The 15371-nt window shown below is 73.0% G+C and carries 18 protein-coding genes; 13 read left to right on the forward strand and 5 right to left on the reverse strand.

The window, feature by feature from the left end:
* Positions 1-19 precede the first annotated feature (19 nt).
* A complete protein-coding gene (locus ACIQK6_RS32835; RefSeq protein ID WP_329102942.1) occupies positions 20-184 on the reverse strand; it encodes a hypothetical protein in 165 nt (54 codons plus the stop codon).
* A 220-nt stretch (positions 185-404) separates the two neighbouring features.
* On the opposite strand from ACIQK6_RS32835, the gene ACIQK6_RS32840 reads away from it, so the two are divergent.
* The 4 genes from ACIQK6_RS32840 to ACIQK6_RS32855 all read left to right on the forward strand — a co-directional run bounded on the left by ACIQK6_RS32840 (position 405) and on the right by ACIQK6_RS32855 (position 4369).
* Positions 405-1712: an NYN domain-containing protein gene (locus ACIQK6_RS32840; protein ID WP_402696273.1), complete on the forward strand. Its 1308-nt coding sequence runs from the start codon at positions 405-407 to the stop codon at positions 1710-1712.
* Positions 1713-1740: 28 nt separating this feature from the next.
* On the forward strand, positions 1741-2778 hold the full coding sequence (locus ACIQK6_RS32845) for an ABC transporter ATP-binding protein (RefSeq protein WP_402696275.1): 1038 nt from the start codon (positions 1741-1743) through the stop codon (positions 2776-2778).
* Positions 2779-2885: 107 nt separating this feature from the next.
* Entirely contained in the window at positions 2886-3647 is a 762-nt protein-coding gene (locus tag ACIQK6_RS32850) for an ABC transporter permease (RefSeq protein ID WP_329108022.1), read from the forward strand.
* A 47-nt stretch (positions 3648-3694) separates the two neighbouring features.
* Positions 3695-4369, forward strand: a complete 675-nt coding sequence (locus ACIQK6_RS32855; RefSeq protein WP_329102946.1) for a hypothetical protein — start codon at positions 3695-3697, stop codon at positions 4367-4369.
* Between the two features lie 149 nt (positions 4370-4518).
* Here ACIQK6_RS32855 and ybaK read toward each other — a convergent pair whose 3' ends face one another.
* From ybaK to ACIQK6_RS32870, 3 genes are all read right to left on the reverse strand, one after another.
* Positions 4519-5016, reverse strand: a complete 498-nt coding sequence (gene ybaK / locus ACIQK6_RS32860) for a Cys-tRNA(Pro) deacylase (protein ID WP_329102949.1) — start codon at positions 5014-5016, stop codon at positions 4519-4521.
* Between the two features lie 8 nt (positions 5017-5024).
* Positions 5025-5762 carry an LON peptidase substrate-binding domain-containing protein gene (locus ACIQK6_RS32865; RefSeq protein WP_329102951.1) on the reverse strand — a complete coding sequence of 246 codons (738 nt, stop codon included), beginning with the start codon at positions 5760-5762 and terminating at the stop codon, positions 5025-5027.
* 96 nt (positions 5763-5858) lie between these two features.
* Positions 5859-7454, reverse strand: coding sequence for an oxidoreductase (locus ACIQK6_RS32870; RefSeq protein ID WP_402696278.1), 1596 nt, complete (start codon positions 7452-7454; stop codon positions 5859-5861).
* A 126-nt stretch (positions 7455-7580) separates the two neighbouring features.
* Here ACIQK6_RS32870 and hisD point away from each other — a divergent pair, with 126 nt between their 5' ends.
* From hisD to ACIQK6_RS32915, 9 genes are all read left to right on the forward strand, one after another.
* The gene (hisD, locus tag ACIQK6_RS32875; protein WP_402696280.1) at positions 7581-8903 is read left to right on the forward strand and encodes a histidinol dehydrogenase; all 1323 of its coding nucleotides are present in this window, start codon (positions 7581-7583) and stop codon (positions 8901-8903) included.
* Positions 8900-10009, forward strand: coding sequence for a histidinol-phosphate transaminase (locus ACIQK6_RS32880; protein ID WP_402696281.1), 1110 nt, complete (start codon positions 8900-8902; stop codon positions 10007-10009). Before hisD ends, ACIQK6_RS32880 begins: the two co-directional genes overlap by 4 nt.
* Entirely contained in the window at positions 10006-10599 is a 594-nt protein-coding gene (gene hisB, locus ACIQK6_RS32885) for an imidazoleglycerol-phosphate dehydratase HisB (protein WP_329102957.1), read from the forward strand. Before ACIQK6_RS32880 ends, hisB begins: the two co-directional genes overlap by 4 nt.
* 2 nt (positions 10600-10601) lie before the next feature.
* A complete protein-coding gene (locus tag ACIQK6_RS32890; RefSeq protein ID WP_030009964.1) occupies positions 10602-10769 on the forward strand; it encodes a hypothetical protein in 168 nt (55 codons plus the stop codon).
* Complete coding sequence (gene hisH / locus ACIQK6_RS32895; RefSeq protein ID WP_329102959.1) at positions 10766-11416, forward strand: imidazole glycerol phosphate synthase subunit HisH; 651 nt, start codon at positions 10766-10768, stop codon at positions 11414-11416. The genes ACIQK6_RS32890 and hisH overlap by 4 nt, the downstream gene beginning before the upstream one ends.
* Positions 11416-12147 carry a bifunctional 1-(5-phosphoribosyl)-5-((5-phosphoribosylamino)methylideneamino)imidazole-4-carboxamide isomerase/phosphoribosylanthranilate isomerase PriA gene (gene priA / locus ACIQK6_RS32900; protein WP_328790836.1) on the forward strand — a complete coding sequence of 244 codons (732 nt, stop codon included), beginning with the start codon at positions 11416-11418 and terminating at the stop codon, positions 12145-12147. The genes hisH and priA overlap by 1 nt, the downstream gene beginning before the upstream one ends.
* A complete protein-coding gene (locus tag ACIQK6_RS32905; RefSeq protein WP_328790837.1) occupies positions 12144-12530 on the forward strand; it encodes a RidA family protein in 387 nt (128 codons plus the stop codon). Before priA ends, ACIQK6_RS32905 begins: the two co-directional genes overlap by 4 nt.
* Entirely contained in the window at positions 12527-13282 is a 756-nt protein-coding gene (hisF, locus tag ACIQK6_RS32910) for an imidazole glycerol phosphate synthase subunit HisF (protein WP_161293725.1), read from the forward strand. Before ACIQK6_RS32905 ends, hisF begins: the two co-directional genes overlap by 4 nt.
* A 590-nt stretch (positions 13283-13872) precedes the next feature.
* Positions 13873-14259 carry a hypothetical protein gene (locus ACIQK6_RS32915; RefSeq protein ID WP_329102484.1) on the forward strand — a complete coding sequence of 129 codons (387 nt, stop codon included), beginning with the start codon at positions 13873-13875 and terminating at the stop codon, positions 14257-14259.
* A 9-nt stretch (positions 14260-14268) separates the two neighbouring features.
* Here the strand turns inward: ACIQK6_RS32915 and ACIQK6_RS32920 are convergent, their stop codons facing one another.
* Positions 14269-15279 (reverse strand): LLM class F420-dependent oxidoreductase, encoded by a 1011-nt coding sequence (locus tag ACIQK6_RS32920; RefSeq protein WP_329102486.1) that lies wholly within the window; start codon positions 15277-15279, stop codon positions 14269-14271.
* Positions 15280-15371 lie beyond the last annotated feature (92 nt).

The following is a 15371-nucleotide window of genomic DNA, read 5'->3' on the forward strand; positions in this document are numbered from 1 at the left end:
CCGCGTACGAGTACGGCCGTCAGTTGTGGCCGAACTTCTTCTCCTTGCGCTTGTGCGCCATGTCCATCGGGCTCGGCGCCGAGGAGGAGGGCATCGACTCGGTCTCCGAGGTGCCCTTGGCCGGATCCTGCCCCGACCGGGGCTGCTGCTTGGCGGGCTGCTTCTGGTTCTTGTTCTTGGCCATGGTGGAGCCTCCGTGAGGGTCTAGGGGCCAGGACCGCCTTCACACTCACACAACGCCAGAAACCGCGCATTTTGGATCATTACTGCGCGTAGCGGATGGCTCCCGCCCCGTCGACCGTGAGATCCGCCACGCCGATGATCGAGTTCCGGCCTTCAACACCCTTGGGGTCGGGCAGACTCGGGGAACCGCCGCAAAGCACAGAGGACCCCCAGGGAAGAGGGTGGAACGCGTGGACCGCTGCGTCGTCCTGGTGGATGCCGGCTACCTGCTGGGTGCCGCCGCCAGCCTTCTCGCCGGGGAGCCCTCCCGCTCCCGGATCACCATCGACCATGCCGCCCTCATCCAGGGCCTGCGCGAGCGGGCCGAGGCCGACACCGAACAGCCCCTGCTGCGCATCTACTGGTTCGACGGAGCGCCCGACCGGGTGCCCCAGCCCGAACACCGGCGGCTGCGCGTCATGCCCCGCGTCACCGTCCGGCTCGGCGCCCTAACCCGCAGCGACGGCCGCTGGGCGCAGAAGGGCGTCGACGCCGCCATGCACGCCGAACTCACCGAGCTGGCCCGCAACCGGGCCTGCTCCGACGTGGTCCTGGTCACCGGCGACGGCGACCTGCTGCCCGGCCTGATGTCCGCCAAGGAACACGGCGTCGCCGTCCACCTGTGGGCCGTCCAGGCCGCCGACGGGGACTACAACCAGTCCGAGGACCTCGTCGCCGAGGCCGACGAACGCCGGGTCCTGGACCGGGCCTGGATCACCCGGGCCGTCCGCGCCAAGGACCTCACCGGACTGTGCTCCCCGCCGCCCGCACCGCGCCCCGACATCGCCGCCATCCTCTCGGCCCCGCTGCCCGAGGCGGCGCTCGCCGAGGCCGCCCGCAACGGCGCCGCCGCCAACGGGACGGAAGACCGCGACGGAGCCCCCGTACCGGCACCCGCCACCCCCGGGGGCAAGCCGGTGCCCACCCCCAAGGACCTGGCCGGTGCGCTGCGCGCCACCGGCCAGCAGGGCCACCCGCAGACCGGGCCGAGCGGCGCCCACGCCCCCGCCAGCGCCCTGCGCTGGTCCTCCGACAAGGGGTGGATCGACCGGGCCGGACCGCTGGGCGAGCCCGCCGAGACCGCTTCGCTGCCCACCCTCGCCCAACTCACCAGCGCCGAACAGCGCTGGGCGGACCGCGAGGAGGACATCACCACCGTCGGCGGAGACCCGTTCGAGGTGGGACAGGTGTTCGCCCGACGCTGGATGGAGCGGCTCCCGGAGACCGTGCACCTGCAGAAGCTGGCCACGATGTACCCGCGGATCCCGCACCGGATCGACGGCGAACTGCTGCGCTACGCGGCCCGGTTCGGGCTGCTCGCGCACAAGGACGACCAGATCGACGAGCACGACCGGTACGCCATCCGCGCCGGGTTCTGGCGGGAGATCGACGTCCGGGCCGCCGCCGAACACGTGGCCGCCGGACCGGCCACCGAGTCCGGAGCCGGCCCCGGCGAGCTCGCGGCCCCGCTGACCCCGACGGCCGAGTAGGGCCGAGAACCCCGTAGGCTGCTCCCTCGTGAGTACGGGCACAGCACAGGCGCGAGAAGGCACGGCAGCGGCCGCGGGAGCGGCGCCGGACGTCATCTTCACGGTGCGTGACCTGGTCAAGACGTATCCCGCGGTACGCGGCCGGCGCGGGGCCCCCGCCCTGCCCGAGACCCGCGCCAACGACGGGATCTGCCTGGACGTCCGGCGCGGCGAGATCTTCGGACTGCTCGGCCCCAACGGCGCCGGCAAGTCCACCCTGGTCCGCCAGCTCACCGGCCTGATGCGGCCGGACTCCGGCTCGGTGACCCTGCTCGGCCACGACCTCGTGGGCCACCCCGGACGGGCCTCCCGGCTGCTCGCCTACCTGGGGCAGGAGTCCACCGCCCTGGACGAGCTCACGGTGGCGCTGGCCGCCGAGACCACCGCCCGGCTGCGCGGACAGGGCGCCCGCGCCGCCCGGGCCGAGCGCGACGCCGTACTGGAGGAGCTCGGGCTGACCCCGATCGCCGGACGGCCCCTGAAGAAACTTTCCGGCGGCCAGCGCCGCCTCGCCTGCTTCGCCACCGCTCTGGTGGGGGAGCGGCCCGTACTGGTCCTCGACGAGCCCACCACCGGCATGGACCCGGTCGCCCGCCGGGCCGTGTGGTCCGCCGTCGACCGGCGGCGCGCGCAACACGGCGCGACGGTCCTGCTCGTCACCCACAACGTCATCGAGGCCGAGACCGTCCTCGACCGGGTCGCCGTCATCGACCAGGGCAAGGTCATCGCCTGCGACACCCCGGCCGGACTGAAGGCCACCGTCTCGGGCGAGGTCCGGCTGGACCTGGTCTGGCGCGAAAGCGCTCCGCTGGAGGTCCCGGAGGTCGCCGAGCTGCGCGACCGGGCGGTCGAGTCCGGGCGCCGCTGGGTGCTCCGGCTGGCCCCGGACGAGGCGAGGGCGGCGGTGGCCTCGGTCACCGGGGGCCCGGCCTTCGCCGCGCTCGACGACTTCACCCTGGCCACCCCCAGCCTCGAAGACGTGTACCTGGCCCTCGGCGGCAAGACGAAAGGGCTGGTGAAGTCGTGAGCGACCGTTCAACGGGGGCCGTCCGGGCCGTGCTCGCGCCCGATGCCGTGCCCTCGCCCCCGGCGGCCGCCGCGCCGGCGGGCGCCGCCGACGACCTCGCACAGACACTGCAGCCCGCGCCGCTGGCGCCCGGCGCGCGGTTCTTCCCCGCCCTGGCCGCCGTCTACCGGGCCCAGCTGTCCCGGGCCCGGGTGGCCCGGATCCCGCTGCTGTTCGTCGCCACCTTCCAGTCCGTCGGGATCATGATCCTGATGCGGGGCGTGGTCGACGGGGGCTCGGAGGCCCGCGCCGTCGTCGCCGGCTCCTCGGTGCTCGTCGTTGCCTTCGTCGCCCTAAACCTGCTCGCCCAGTACTTCGGGCAGCTGCGGGCCGGCGGCGGGCTCGACCACTACGCCACCCTGCCCGTGCCGCCGGCGTCGGTGGTGCTGGGCGCGGCCGCCGCGTACGCCTCCTTCACGCTGCCGGGGACCCTGGTCACCGCCGTCTTCGGATGCCTGCTGTTCGGGCTGCCGATGAGCGGACTGTGGATCCTGGCCGCGGTGGTACCGCTGGCCGGGGCCGCGCTGGCCGGGCTCGGCGCGGCGCTGGGACTGCTCGCACCGCGGCAGGAGCTGGCCACCCTCGCGGGGCAGCTCGGCATGTCGGCGGCGCTGCTGCTCGGGGTGCTGCCGCCCGAGCGGATGCCGGGGGTGATCGTATGGGCCCGGGACCTGCTGCCGTCCACGTACGGCGTCGAGGCGTTCGCCCGTACGTTCGCTCCGGAGCCGGACTGGGCCGCCGTCGCCTTCGACCTGGGCGTGTGCGGGGCCGTCGGGGTCCTCTCGCTCACCGTCGCGACCTGGGCGTACCGCCGGGCGGCCGTCCGCTGACACGGTCCGCCGACGCCGCTGCCGAGCACACCTGGCACGATGTGGGGGTGACCGAAGCCGTGACCCCGCAGTCCCCGCTCGACCCGCCGTCGCTCCCGACCGAGAAGCCGGGGGCCGCCTCCGGGGCGATCACCCCGGAGGACGTCCGGGACGGGGCCGTCGTCGCCCTGCTCGTCGGGGCGGCCGGACTGCTCCTCGGCCTGCTGTGGCTGTGGCTGGCCCCCCGGGTGCAGTACGTCTCCAACGGGGAGGCCGTGTTCCTGCACAACAGCGAGAGCGAGGCGCGGATCGCCTCCGACGGCACCTTCTTCCTGCTGTCGCTGGGGCTGGGCGTGCTCACCGCCGTCGGCACCTTCCTGTGGCGCCGGGCCGGCGGTGTGCCGCTGGTGATCGGGCTGGCCGTCGGGTCCTGCTTCGGAGCACTGGTGGGATGGCGGTTCGGACTGTGGCTGGGCCCGTCGTCGGACCTCGTCGCGGCCGCGAAGCAGGCGGGCAAGGGGGTTCCGTTCGACGCGCCGCTGGAGCTGCTCGCGCACGGGGCGCTGTTGGTCTGGCCAATGACCGCCGTGCTGCTGCACCTGGGGCTGACCGCGTTGTGGACGCCGCGGGAACCGGATCCCGAGCCCGTGCTCGGCTGGTCGGGGTTCTACCAGGCACCGACGTCGGCGACGCCGCCGCCCGCCGATGCCGCTCCCTCGGCACCGGAGGCCCCGCGGTCCTGACCCCGCCGGGGCTCCGCCCCCGGACCTCGCGCCTCAAACGCCGGCGGGGCTGAAGGATCGGGGATCCGCCCCGGACCCGCGCCTCAAGCGCCGGCGAGGCTGGGAGAGCCGGGCTTCGCCCCGTGCCCGCGCCTCAAACGCCGGCAGGGCTAGTTCTGACGGGCGATCGGGGCCAAGGTGGCCGAGGTGAGGGTGGTCAGGTCCGACGGGGAGAGTTCGATCTCCAGGCCGCGGCGCCCCGCCGAGCAGCAGATCGTGGGGTGCGCCGAGGCCGAGGCGTCGATCACCGTGCGCAGCCGCTTGCGCTGCCCCAACGGGGAGATGCCGCCGAGGACGTAGCCCGTGGTGCGCTCCGCCAGGGTCGGGTCGGCCATCGCCGCACGCTTGCCGCCGACCGCCGTCGCCAGGGCCTTCAGGTCCAGTGACCCCGAGACCGGGACCACCGCCACCGTCAGGACCCCGTCCACGTCCGCGACCAGGGTCTTGAAGACCTGCGCGGGCGAGACGCCGAGCGCCTGCGCCGCCTCCTCCCCGTACGAGGGATGGGCCGGGTCGTGCTCGTACGCGTGCGTGGTGAACGGCACGCCCGCAGCCGTCAGGGCGACGATCGCCGGGGTGCCCGCCGCCTGCTTGGACTTCTTCGCCATGTGTGTGCTCAGTTCGGGCTCGTCGGGGCACGGGTCAGGTCCACCGCCGGAAGGGACGGGAGGTGACGGATCACCGCCGTCTCCGTACGCAGCAACTTCAGCTCCTCCGCCAGCCGGGTCGCGGTGTCCGGGGCCTGGAGCAGCCGCTGCTTCGCCGGGATGTCCAGCACCGCCGCCGCAGCCACCAGGTAGGAGACCACCGAGGGCTCGTCGGGGAGCTCCGCGCCCGTCAGGGACCGCTCGCGGGCCCCTGCCAGCCGCTTCTGGTAGTTGCGGAAGGCCCGCAGCACGCCCTCGGCCAGGACGCCCGCGCCGTCGCCCGCGTCCTCCGGGAGCTCTTCCAGCTCAGCCGTCAGGAAGGGGCCCGAGGCGTCGACCGAGACCAGGCGGACCCGCGTCGTACCGGTCGCCAGGACCTCGAAGCTGCCGTCCTCCCGCTCCCGGACGGTCGCCGCGTCGGCGATGCAGCCCACCCGGTGGAAGGCCTGGATCGGGTCGGGGCCGAAGCCCGCCGCCGGGCCCCGCTCGGGCAGGGACGTCTGGTCCGGCAGGCCGGGCGCGGTCGGCGCGACCTCCCGGCCGTCGCGGATCGCGACGACCGCGAAACGGCGCGGCTCGTCCTCACCCGCCTTCAACAGCTCGCGCATCATGGCGCGATAACGCTCCTCGAAGATGTTCAGCGGGAGGACGAGTCCCGGGAACAGCACCGAATTCAGCGGGAAGAGGGGCAGGCGAACGGTGGTCACGACGCACAGGGTAATCGCCCGGGCCACCGAGGGTGTCCGGCGTTTGAGGGGCGGACGGCGTCACGTGCCCCGTCCGCCGGACGACCCCCGCCCCCGTCACCCCCGCCGCAGGAGCCGGGAAGCCCCCGCCGCCACCGTCGTGGCCAGGATCCAGCCCATGACGACCAAGCCCGCCGCCCCCCACTGCCAGCCGCCCTCCAGCTTCCACTGACCCTGCTGACCGAGGTCGATCACCGGAAGCAGCAGGTCCAGCGCGTACAGGGCGGCGCTCCACTGCGGATGCTCGTCCTCCTTGATCGCCGGCGGGTGGAGCTGCGAGAACAGCAGCGCCCCCGCCGCCCAGAGCACCGCCATCCACAGCGCGGCCCGGCCCGGCCGGTAGCCGTAGACCACCGTCCAGTCCTGGAGGTACCCCCACGCCTTCGGCCCCAGCGGCAGCGTGGCCCGGCGCCGCCGCTGCTTGGCCAGCAGCACCTCGCGGGCGTCCTGGTCCTCGCCGCTCGCCCGCAGTACGGCGGCCAGCCGCTCGTACGGCTCCGGCGAGTACTCGGGAGTGGCGGCCTCCAGCCACTCCAGGCGGCGGGAGAGCGGGAAGTGCCCCCGGGGCGCGAGGTTCTCGTAGACGAAGCCCTCGATGGACAGCCCGCCCGGGCCCGGCCAGCTCGTGGACGTGTCGACCAGCTTGACCACCTTGGCCCCGGACACCACCACCCGGCCCTGCTCCGGCCGCTCGCCGACGAACCGGAACTCGGGGGTCTGGATCCGGCGCAGCGATATCTCCTGCTCGGGCGTGAGCGTGAACCGCGCCCCGTAGAAGTCGATGGCGTCACCGAAGCGGCCGTCGTCCAGCCGCAACCCGCCCCGGCACTCGAAGTGCTGGGCCCGCCGGCCCCGGGTGGGCGTCGGCCCCAGCCCGTACGGGGGAGTGGAGGAACCCCCGTACGCCGCGTAGTCCAACGCGATGGAGGTCAGGTACAGGGTCCGCTCGACGGTCAGCTGCGGGGCGTTCAGCGCGAACCGTCCCTGCGGGTTGCGCAGGCGGGCCCCCCGCAGGTTCATCGACACGCCGACCTTCGCGCCGCGCAGGCTCACCTCCCCGTACGTCTCCAGCAGCTCCCCCTGTAAGTCCTGCGCCACCGACATCCCGTCCGCGGAGATCGCCCGGCCCTTGTTGTCGCGCTGCACCACGGCCTGGCTGACCAGCAGGTCGGTGCCGATCTGCGCGTCGGTCAGCCGGATCCCGCGCGCCACCCGGCAGCGCGGCAGGTGCAGATCGCCCTCGGTGTGCAGCCGGGCCGCCTCCAGCCGCGGTATCGCGCAGTTGATCAGGCGCAGCGTGCCGAAGCGGGCCTCGGACAGCTGGATCTCGCTGTCGAAGCGGCAGGACTGGAGCTCCACGTACGGGGCCACCGCGCCACCGGACAGTTCCAGCCGCCCGCTGATCCGCACCCCGCGCAGCTTGAGGGAGGCCACCCGGCCCGGCACGGGCGGCGGACCGTGCAGCAGCAGCCGGGCGACCACCCGGGCGCGGACGCTGCGCTCGGGCCCCCAGACGTGCTCGGCGTGCGGATCGTCGCGGTCGGCGGCGCGGGCGCTGAGATCGCAGACGCTGCCCGTGCGGTAGGCGTCCCACATGCGGCGTTCGGAAGCGGTGAGATCCGCCGGTTCCTCGTCCGTGCGCGCCTCGGTCACGGCGGCCCCCCTCCGCTGTCATCTCCGTGTACGGGGAAAGCTATCGGGCGCCTGTGACATCCGGGGCCCGTATCAGCCAGTGATACGGGCGAACGGTGGCGCGAAGCGGTCTGAGAGAATTGTGGGGTGATCTCTCGTATCGACCTGCGCGGTGACGCCCTCCCCGAGGGCGGCGCCCTGCGCTCCCTGCTGCCCCGTGCCGAGTTCGACGTAGAAGCCGCCCTGGAGAAGGTGCGGCCCATCTGCGAGGACGTCCATCATCGTGGCACGGCGGCGCTGATCGAGTACGCGCAGAAGTTCGACGGCGTCGAGCTCTCGCAGGTCCGGGTACCCGCGGAGGCCATCAAGGCCGCCCTGGAACAGCTGGACCCGGCCGTCCGCGCCGCCCTGGAGGAGTCGATCCGGCGCGCCCGGATCGTGCACCGCAATCAGCGCCGCACCGAGCACACCACCCAGGTGGTCCCCGGCGGCACCGTGACCGAGAAGTGGGTTCCCGTGGAACGCGTGGGGCTCTACGCCCCGGGCGGCCGCTCGGTCTACCCGTCCTCCGTCGTCATGAACGTCGTACCGGCCCAGGAGGCGGGCGTCGAGTCGATCGCGCTCGCGTCCCCGCCGCAGCGTGAGTTCGGCGGACTGCCGCACCCGACGATCCTCGCCGCGTGCGCGCTGCTCGGCGTGGACGAGGTGTACGCGGCCGGCGGCGCCGTGGCCGTCGCGATGTTCGCGTACGGCACGGAGGACTGCCTGCCGGTCAACATGGTGACCGGCCCCGGCAACATCTGGGTCGCCGCCGCCAAGCGCTACTTCACCGGGAAGATCGGCATCGACACCGAAGCCGGCCCGACCGAGATCGCCGTCCTCGCCGACTCCACGGCCGACCCGGTGCACGTCGCCGCCGACCTGATCAGCCAGGCCGAGCACGACCCGCTGGCCGCCGCCGTGCTCGTCACGGACTCCGCGGAGCTCGCGGACGCCGTCGAGCAGGAGCTGGCGCCGCAGGTCGCCGCGACCAAGCACGTCGAGGACCGGATCAAGCCGGCGCTGGCCGGTAAGCAGTCCGCGATCGTGCTGGTCGACAGCCTGGAGGACGGCCTCAAGGTCGTCGACGCGTACGGCGCCGAGCACCTGGAGATCCAGACCGCCGACGCCGCCTCCTGGGCCGCCCGCGTCCGCAACGCCGGCGCCGTCTTCGTCGGCCCGTGGGCCCCGGTCTCCCTGGGCGACTACTGCGCCGGCTCGAACCACGTGCTGCCCACCGGCGGCTGCGCCTGCCACTCCTCCGGCCTGTCCGTGCAGTCCTTCCTGCGCGGCATCCACATCGTCGACTACACGCGCGACGCCCTCGCCGAGGTCACCCACCACGTGGTGACGCTGGCCGAGGCCGAGGACCTGCCCGCGCACGGCGCCGCCCTGAAGGCACGCTTCGGATGGAAGGTCCCGAACCAGTGAGCATCGGAATCGACGACCTCCCCATCCGGGACGAGCTGCGCGGCAAGTCTCCGTACGGAGCCCCGCAGCTCGACGTGCCCGTCCAGCTGAACACCAACGAGAACCCGTACGAGCTGCCCGAGGAGCTCGTGCGGCGCATCGCCGAGCGCGTCTCCGAGGCGGCCCGCACCCTCAACCGCTACCCCGACCGGGACGCGGTCGAGCTGCGCACCGAGCTCGCCGCCTACCTCACCCGTACCGGCAAGCACCCGGTCGCACGGGAGAACGTCTGGGCCGCCAACGGCTCCAACGAGGTCATCCAGCAGCTGCTGCAGACCTTCGGCGGACCCGGCCGCACCGCGCTCGGCTTCGAGCCCTCCTACTCGATGCACGCGCTGATCTCCCGCGGCACCGGCACCGGCTGGATCTCCGGGCCGCGCCGCGAGGACTTCACGATCGACGTGGAGGCGGCCGAGCAGGCGATCACCGAGAACGCCCCCGACGTCGTCTTCATCACCTCGCCCAACAACCCCACGGGCACCGCGGTCGACGCCGAGACGGTCCTCGCCCTCTACGAGGCGGCGCAGGCGGCCAAGCCTTCCCTGGTGATCGTCGACGAGGCGTACGTGGAGTTCAGCCACCGCGACTCGCTGCTGCCCCTCATCGAGGGCCGCCCGAACCTGGTGGTCTCCCGGACCATGTCCAAGGCCTTCGGCGCGGCCGGCCTGCGCCTGGGCTACCTGGCGGCGCACCCCGCCGTCGTCGACGCCGTCCAGCTGGTGCGCCTGCCGTACCACCTGTCGGCCGTCACCCAGGCCACCGCACTGGCCGCCCTGGAACACACCGACACCCTGCTCGGCTACGTCGAGCAGCTCAAGGCCGAACGCGACCGCCTGGTCGCCGAACTGCGGGCCATCGGATTCGAGGTCACCGATTCCGACGCGAACTTCATCCAGTTCGGGAAGTTCGCGGACTCGCACACCGCCTGGCAGAAGATCCTCGACCAGGGCGTCCTGGTCCGCGACAACGGCGTACCGGGATGGCTGCGGGTCACCGCCGGCACCCCGGCGGAGAACGACGCGTTCCTGGGAGCGGTTCGCGCACTGAAGAAGGAGCAGCACGCATGAGCCGCATCGGACGGGTCGAACGGACCACCAAGGAGACTTCGGTCGTCGTCGAGATAAACCTCGACGGCACCGGCCAGGTCGACGTCTCGACGGGCGTGGGCTTCTACGACCACATGCTCGACCAGCTCGGCCGCCACGGCCTCTTCGACCTCACCGTCAAGACCGAGGGCGACCTGCACATCGACAGCCACCACACCATCGAGGACAGCGCGCTCGCGCTGGGCGCCGCCTTCAAGCAGGCCCTCGGTGACAAGGTCGGCATCTACCGCTTCGGCAACTGCACCGTGCCGCTCGACGAGTCCCTCGCCCAGGTGACCGTCGACCTGTCCGGCCGCCCCTACCTCGTGCACACCGAGCCCGAGAACATGGCGCCGATGATCGGCACGTACGACACGACGATGACCCGGCACATCTTCGAGTCCTTCGTCGCGCAGGCCCAGATCGCCCTGCACGTCCACGTCCCGTACGGCCGCAACGCCCACCACATCGTGGAGTGCCAGTTCAAGGCCCTCGCCCGGGCGCTGCGCTACGCCGCCGAGTTCGACCCGCGCGCGGCCGGCATCCTGCCCTCCACGAAGGGCGCCCTCTAGCCGTGAACGGCCTGAACACCATCCTGATCGTCCTCGGCCTGTTCCTGGCCGGGGGCGTCTACTCCTTCCAGAAGCAGAAGATGCCCAAGTCGGTCATCATCCTGCTGGCTCTGGCCTCCGCGATGTGTCTGGCCGCCGGAGTCCTGCGAATCCAGGGAATTTGGGAATGAGCGCAGTCCGCCCCACCAAGAACGTCGTCGTCTTCGACTACGGCTTCGGAAACGTCCGCTCCGCCGAGCGGGCCCTCGCCCGCGTCGGCGCGAACGTCGAGATCACCCGCGACTACGACAAGGCCATGGACGCCGACGGACTCCTCGTCCCCGGCGTCGGCGCCTTCTCCGCCTGCATGCAGGGCCTCAAGGACGCCCGCGGTGACTGGATCATCGGCCGCCGGCTCTCCGGCGGCCGCCCGGTCATGGGCATCTGCGTCGGCATGCAGATCCTCTTCGAACGCGGCATCGAGCACGGCGTCGAGACCGAGGGCCTCGACGAGTGGCCCGGCACGGTCGGCCCGCTCAAGGCCCCGATCGTCCCCCACATGGGCTGGAACACCGTCGAAGCCCCGGCCGACAGCCAGGCCTTCAAGGGAATGGACGCCGACGCCCGGTTCTACTTCGTGCACTCCTACGCGGCGCACGACTGGAGCCTCGAAATCACCAACCCGGCGATCCGCGCCCCCAAGGTCACCTGGGCCACCCACGGCGAGCGCTTCGTGGCGGCGGTGGAGAACCGGGCCCTGTGGGCCACGCAGTTCCACCCCGAGAAGTCCGGCGACGCCGGCGCCCAGCTCCTCACCAACTGGATCGAGACCCTGTGATGACCGCACCCACGCTCGAACTCCTGCCCGCGGTCGACGTCCGCGACGGACAGGCCGTCCGCCTCGTGCACGGGGTCTCCGGCAGCGAGACCTCCTACGGCTCCCCGCTGGACGCGGCCCTCGCCTGGCAGCGCTCCGGCGCCGAATGGCTGCACCTGGTCGACCTGGACGCCGCCTTCGGCACCGGCGACAACCGCGCCCTGGTCGCCGAGATCACCCGCGCCATGGACATCAAGGTCGAGCTCTCCGGCGGCATCCGCGACGACGCCTCGCTCGCCGCGGCCCTCGCCACCGGCTGCACCCGCGTCAACCTGGGCACCGCCGCCCTGGAGACCCCCGAGTGGGCCGCCAAGGCCATCGCCGAGCACGGCGACAAGATCGCGATCGGCCTCGACGTGCGCGGCACCACCCTCAAGGGCCGCGGCTGGACCAGCGAGGGCGGCGACCTCTACGAGACCCTCGCCCGCCTGGACTCCGAGGGCTGCGCCCGGTACGTCGTCACCGACATCGGCAAGGACGGCACGCTGACCGGCCCCAACCTGGAGCTGCTGAAGAACGTCTGCGCCGCCACCGACCGGCCCGTCGTCGCCTCCGGCGGCATCTCCTCCCTCGACGACCTGCGGGCGCTGTCCGAACTGGTTCCGCTGGGCGTCGAGGGCGCGATCGTCGGCAAGGCCCTGTACGCCAAGGCCTTCACCCTGGAAGAAGCCCTGAAGGTGGTATCCGCATGAGTTCCGACGCCGTACGCCGCATCTCCTCCGGCGGCCCCTATGAGGACGTCATCGCGTACTCCCGCGCCGTGCAGCTGCCGAACGGCCTGGTCCTGGTCTCCGGCTGCACCGCGGCCGACGCGGGTGGCCCGTACGACCAGACCGTCGCCGCCTTCGGCGTCGCCTTCAAGGCGCTCGCCCAGGCCGGCCTCGGCCCCGAGGACGTCGTGCGCACCCGCATGTACCTGACGCACGCCCGGGACGTGGACGAGGTGGGCCGCGCCCACAAGGAACTCTTCGACGCGGTCCGCCCGGCCGCGACCATGCTCATCGTCTCCGGCTTCGTCGACCCCAGCATGGTCGTCGAGGTGGAGGTCGAGGCGTTCAAGGCGGTGGCGGAATGACCCTCGCCGTACGCGTGATCCCCTGCCTGGACGTGGACAACGGCCGGGTCGTCAAGGGCGTCAACTTCCAGAACCTGCGCGACGCGGGCGACCCGGTGGAGATGGCCAAGCTGTACGACGCCGAGGGCGCCGACGAGCTGACCTTCCTCGACATCACCGCGTCCTCCGGGAACCGCGAAACCACCTACGACGTGGTGCGCCGCACCGCCGAGCAGGTCTTCATCCCGCTCACGGTGGGCGGCGGCGTCCGCACGGCCGACGACGTCGACAAGCTGCTGCGGGCCGGCGCGGACAAGGTCGGCGTGAACACCGCCGCCATCGTCCGCCCCGAGCTGATCCAGGAGATCGCGGAGCGCTTCGGCCGGCAGGTCCTCGTCCTGTCCGTCGACGCGCGCCGCACCGCTGCCGGAACCTTCGAGGTCACCACGCACGGCGGCCGGCAGGGCACCGGCATCGACGCGGTCGAGTGGGCGCACCGGGCGGCCGAACTGGGTGCGGGCGAGATCCTGCTCAACTCGATGGACGCGGACGGCACCAAGGACGGCTACGACGTCGAGATGATCGCGGCGGTCCGCAAGCACGTCACGGTCCCGGTGATCGCCTCGGGCGGCGCGGGCCGCCTCGCCGATTTCGCCCCGGCGATCGAGGCGGGTGCCGATGCGGTGCTCGCGGCGTCGGTCTTCCACTTCGGCGACCTGCGCATCTCGGAGGTCAAGTCGGCCCTCCGCGAAGCGGGCCACCCGGTCCGCTGATCCCGCCCGGGGGTTGCGGTTCCGGGTGCGGGCCGGTGGCCGCGCCTCAATCGCCGGCGGGGCTGGGTTTGGCTTCGGGTGGGGCGGGGCCCCTCCGGGGGCTCTCCTCGGCTCGCGCCAGGCGGCCGTGGTCCTGCCGTTCGGCCTGGGTTGCGCGCTCGTCCTGCGGGGAGCCCCCGGAGTGTCCCCGCCCCACGGCCCGGTGTGAGGCGGCCGGGGTGGGGGTGTGGGGACGGTGGGGGTGTCCCCGCAGGACGAGCGCGCAACCGCCGGGTACGGCCGAGATGGCCCGTCAGGCGCGAGCCGAGGAGACACCCCCCGGCGGCCCCGCATTCCCACCCCCCGGTCCCGACCCCGCCCAGGGGGCCAAACCCAGCCCCGCCGGCGTTTGAGGCGCAACCACCGGCCCGCACCAGCCCGGCCCGGCCCGCACCAGCCCGGCCCGGCCCGGCCCGGCCCGGCCCGGCCCGGCCAGGGCAACGGCAGGCACCGGGCCGCACCCGGAGGGGACCCGCACCGCCCGGCCAGGGCAACGGCAACCACCGGCCCGCACCAGCCAGGCCTGGCCAGGGGACTGGTTGAATGGGTGGGTGATCGAGATCGTGGGGGTCGTCGCCGGCGGCGTGGTGGCCGGGTGGCTGCTGCGGCGCAAGCACCGTGCGCGGGTGGCCGCCGGGCCCGCGGCCGGGATTCCCTGCATGGGCAGGACACCGGCCGGTGAGGGCCGCTGGCGGGTGGGCCGCGTGTACGCGGACCAGGGCGCGGCCCGGTGGGTTCCGCGGCGCGGGGAGTCCGTGGCGCTGCCCGGCGGGCGGGCCACCGGGATCCGGGTCCCGTCCGTGAAGGAGGGGATCTCCATCAATCCCGGCTCGCGGATCGTCACCTGTTCCTATGACGGCGGCGGGAGCATCGAGATCGCCGTCATGCCGTTCGACGTGCGGGAGCTGCTGGAGGCCGTACCGCAGGCCGAGTCCTGACGGCCGCGCTCAGCCGTTGAGCTCCGCCAGGACGCGCAGGGTGTGGGGGTCCGGGGCCGTCAGGAGGAGGTCGGTGACCGGGCCCTTGCGCCAGAGGTCCAGGCGTTCCGCGATCCGTTCCCGGGGGCCGATGAGCGAGATCTCGTCGGCGAAGGCGTCCGGTACGGCCAGGACCGCCTCCTCCTTGCGGCCCGCGAGGAACAGCTCCTGGATGCGGCGGGCCTCCTCCTCGTAGCCCATGCGGGCCATCAGGTCGGCGTGGAAGTTGCGGGCCGCGTGGCCCATGCCGCCGATGTAGAAGCCGAGCATCGCCTTGACCGGGAGCAGTCCCTCCGCGACGTCGTCACAGACCTTGGCGCGGGCCATCGGCGCGATCATGAAGCCCTCGGGGAGGTCGGTGAGGGAGGCCCGGTAGACGTCGGTGCGGGTCGGGGACCAGTACAGGGGGAGCCAGCCGTCTGCGATCCGGGTGGTCTGGGCGATGTTCTTCGGGCCCTCCGCGCCGAGCAGCACCGGCAGGTCCGCCCGCAGCGGGTGGGTGATGGGCTTCAGGGGTTTGCCGATTCCGGTGGCGTCGGCGCCCCGGTACGGGTGGCCGTGGAAGCGGCCGTCGAGCTCCACCGGGGCCTCGCGGCGCAGTACCTGGCGGATGACGTCCACGTACTCGCGGGTGGCGGTGAGCGGTGAGGAGGGGAAGGGGCGCCCGTACCAGCCCTCGACGACCTGCGGTCCGGACAGGCCGAGGCCGAGCATCATCCGGCCGCCGGAGAGGTGGTCCAGGGTCAGGGCGTGCATGGCCGTGGCGGTCGGGGTGCGGGCGGCCATCTGCGCGATGGCCGTGCCGAGGCGGATCCGCGAGGTGTGCGCGGCGATCCAGGTCAGCGGGGTGAAGGCGTCGGAGCCCCAGGCTTCGGCGGTCCACACCGAGTGGTAGCCGAGGTTCTCGGCCTCGGTGGCGAGGTCGAGGTGGGCGGGGGAGGGGCCGCGGCCCCAGTAGCCGAGTGCGAGTCCGAGGCGCATGTACGGTCCCTCCAGAATCTGACAAGGCGTCAGGTGACTGTAGGGCAACGGCCCCCCGCCCGGAAGGGCGGGGGGCCGTCGGTGCGGGTCCG

The sequence above is a fragment of the Streptomyces sp. NPDC091682 genome (assembly GCF_044756625.1).
Taxonomy (GTDB): Bacteria; Actinomycetota; Actinomycetes; order Streptomycetales; family Streptomycetaceae; genus Streptomyces.

What these genes read in the sequence shown, in the direction of transcription:
- ACIQK6_RS32835 (WP_329102942.1), bottom strand. Translation starts at nt 184, where the DNA reads ATGGCCAAGAACAAGAACCAGAAGCAGCCCGCCAAGCAGCAGCCCCGG.
- ybaK (WP_329102949.1), bottom strand. Translation starts at nt 5,016, where the DNA reads ATGGCGAAGAAGTCCAAGCAGGCGGCGGGCACCCCGGCGATCGTCGCC.
- hisB (WP_329102957.1), top strand. Translation starts at nt 10,006, where the DNA reads ATGAGCCGCATCGGACGGGTCGAACGGACCACCAAGGAGACTTCGGTC.
- hisH (WP_329102959.1), top strand. Translation starts at nt 10,766, where the DNA reads ATGAGCGCAGTCCGCCCCACCAAGAACGTCGTCGTCTTCGACTACGGC.
- priA (WP_328790836.1), top strand. Translation starts at nt 11,416, where the DNA reads ATGACCGCACCCACGCTCGAACTCCTGCCCGCGGTCGACGTCCGCGAC.
- ACIQK6_RS32905 (WP_328790837.1), top strand. Translation starts at nt 12,144, where the DNA reads ATGAGTTCCGACGCCGTACGCCGCATCTCCTCCGGCGGCCCCTATGAG.
- hisF (WP_161293725.1), top strand. Translation starts at nt 12,527, where the DNA reads ATGACCCTCGCCGTACGCGTGATCCCCTGCCTGGACGTGGACAACGGC.
- ACIQK6_RS32920 (WP_329102486.1), bottom strand. Translation starts at nt 15,279, where the DNA reads ATGCGCCTCGGACTCGCACTCGGCTACTGGGGCCGCGGCCCCTCCCCC.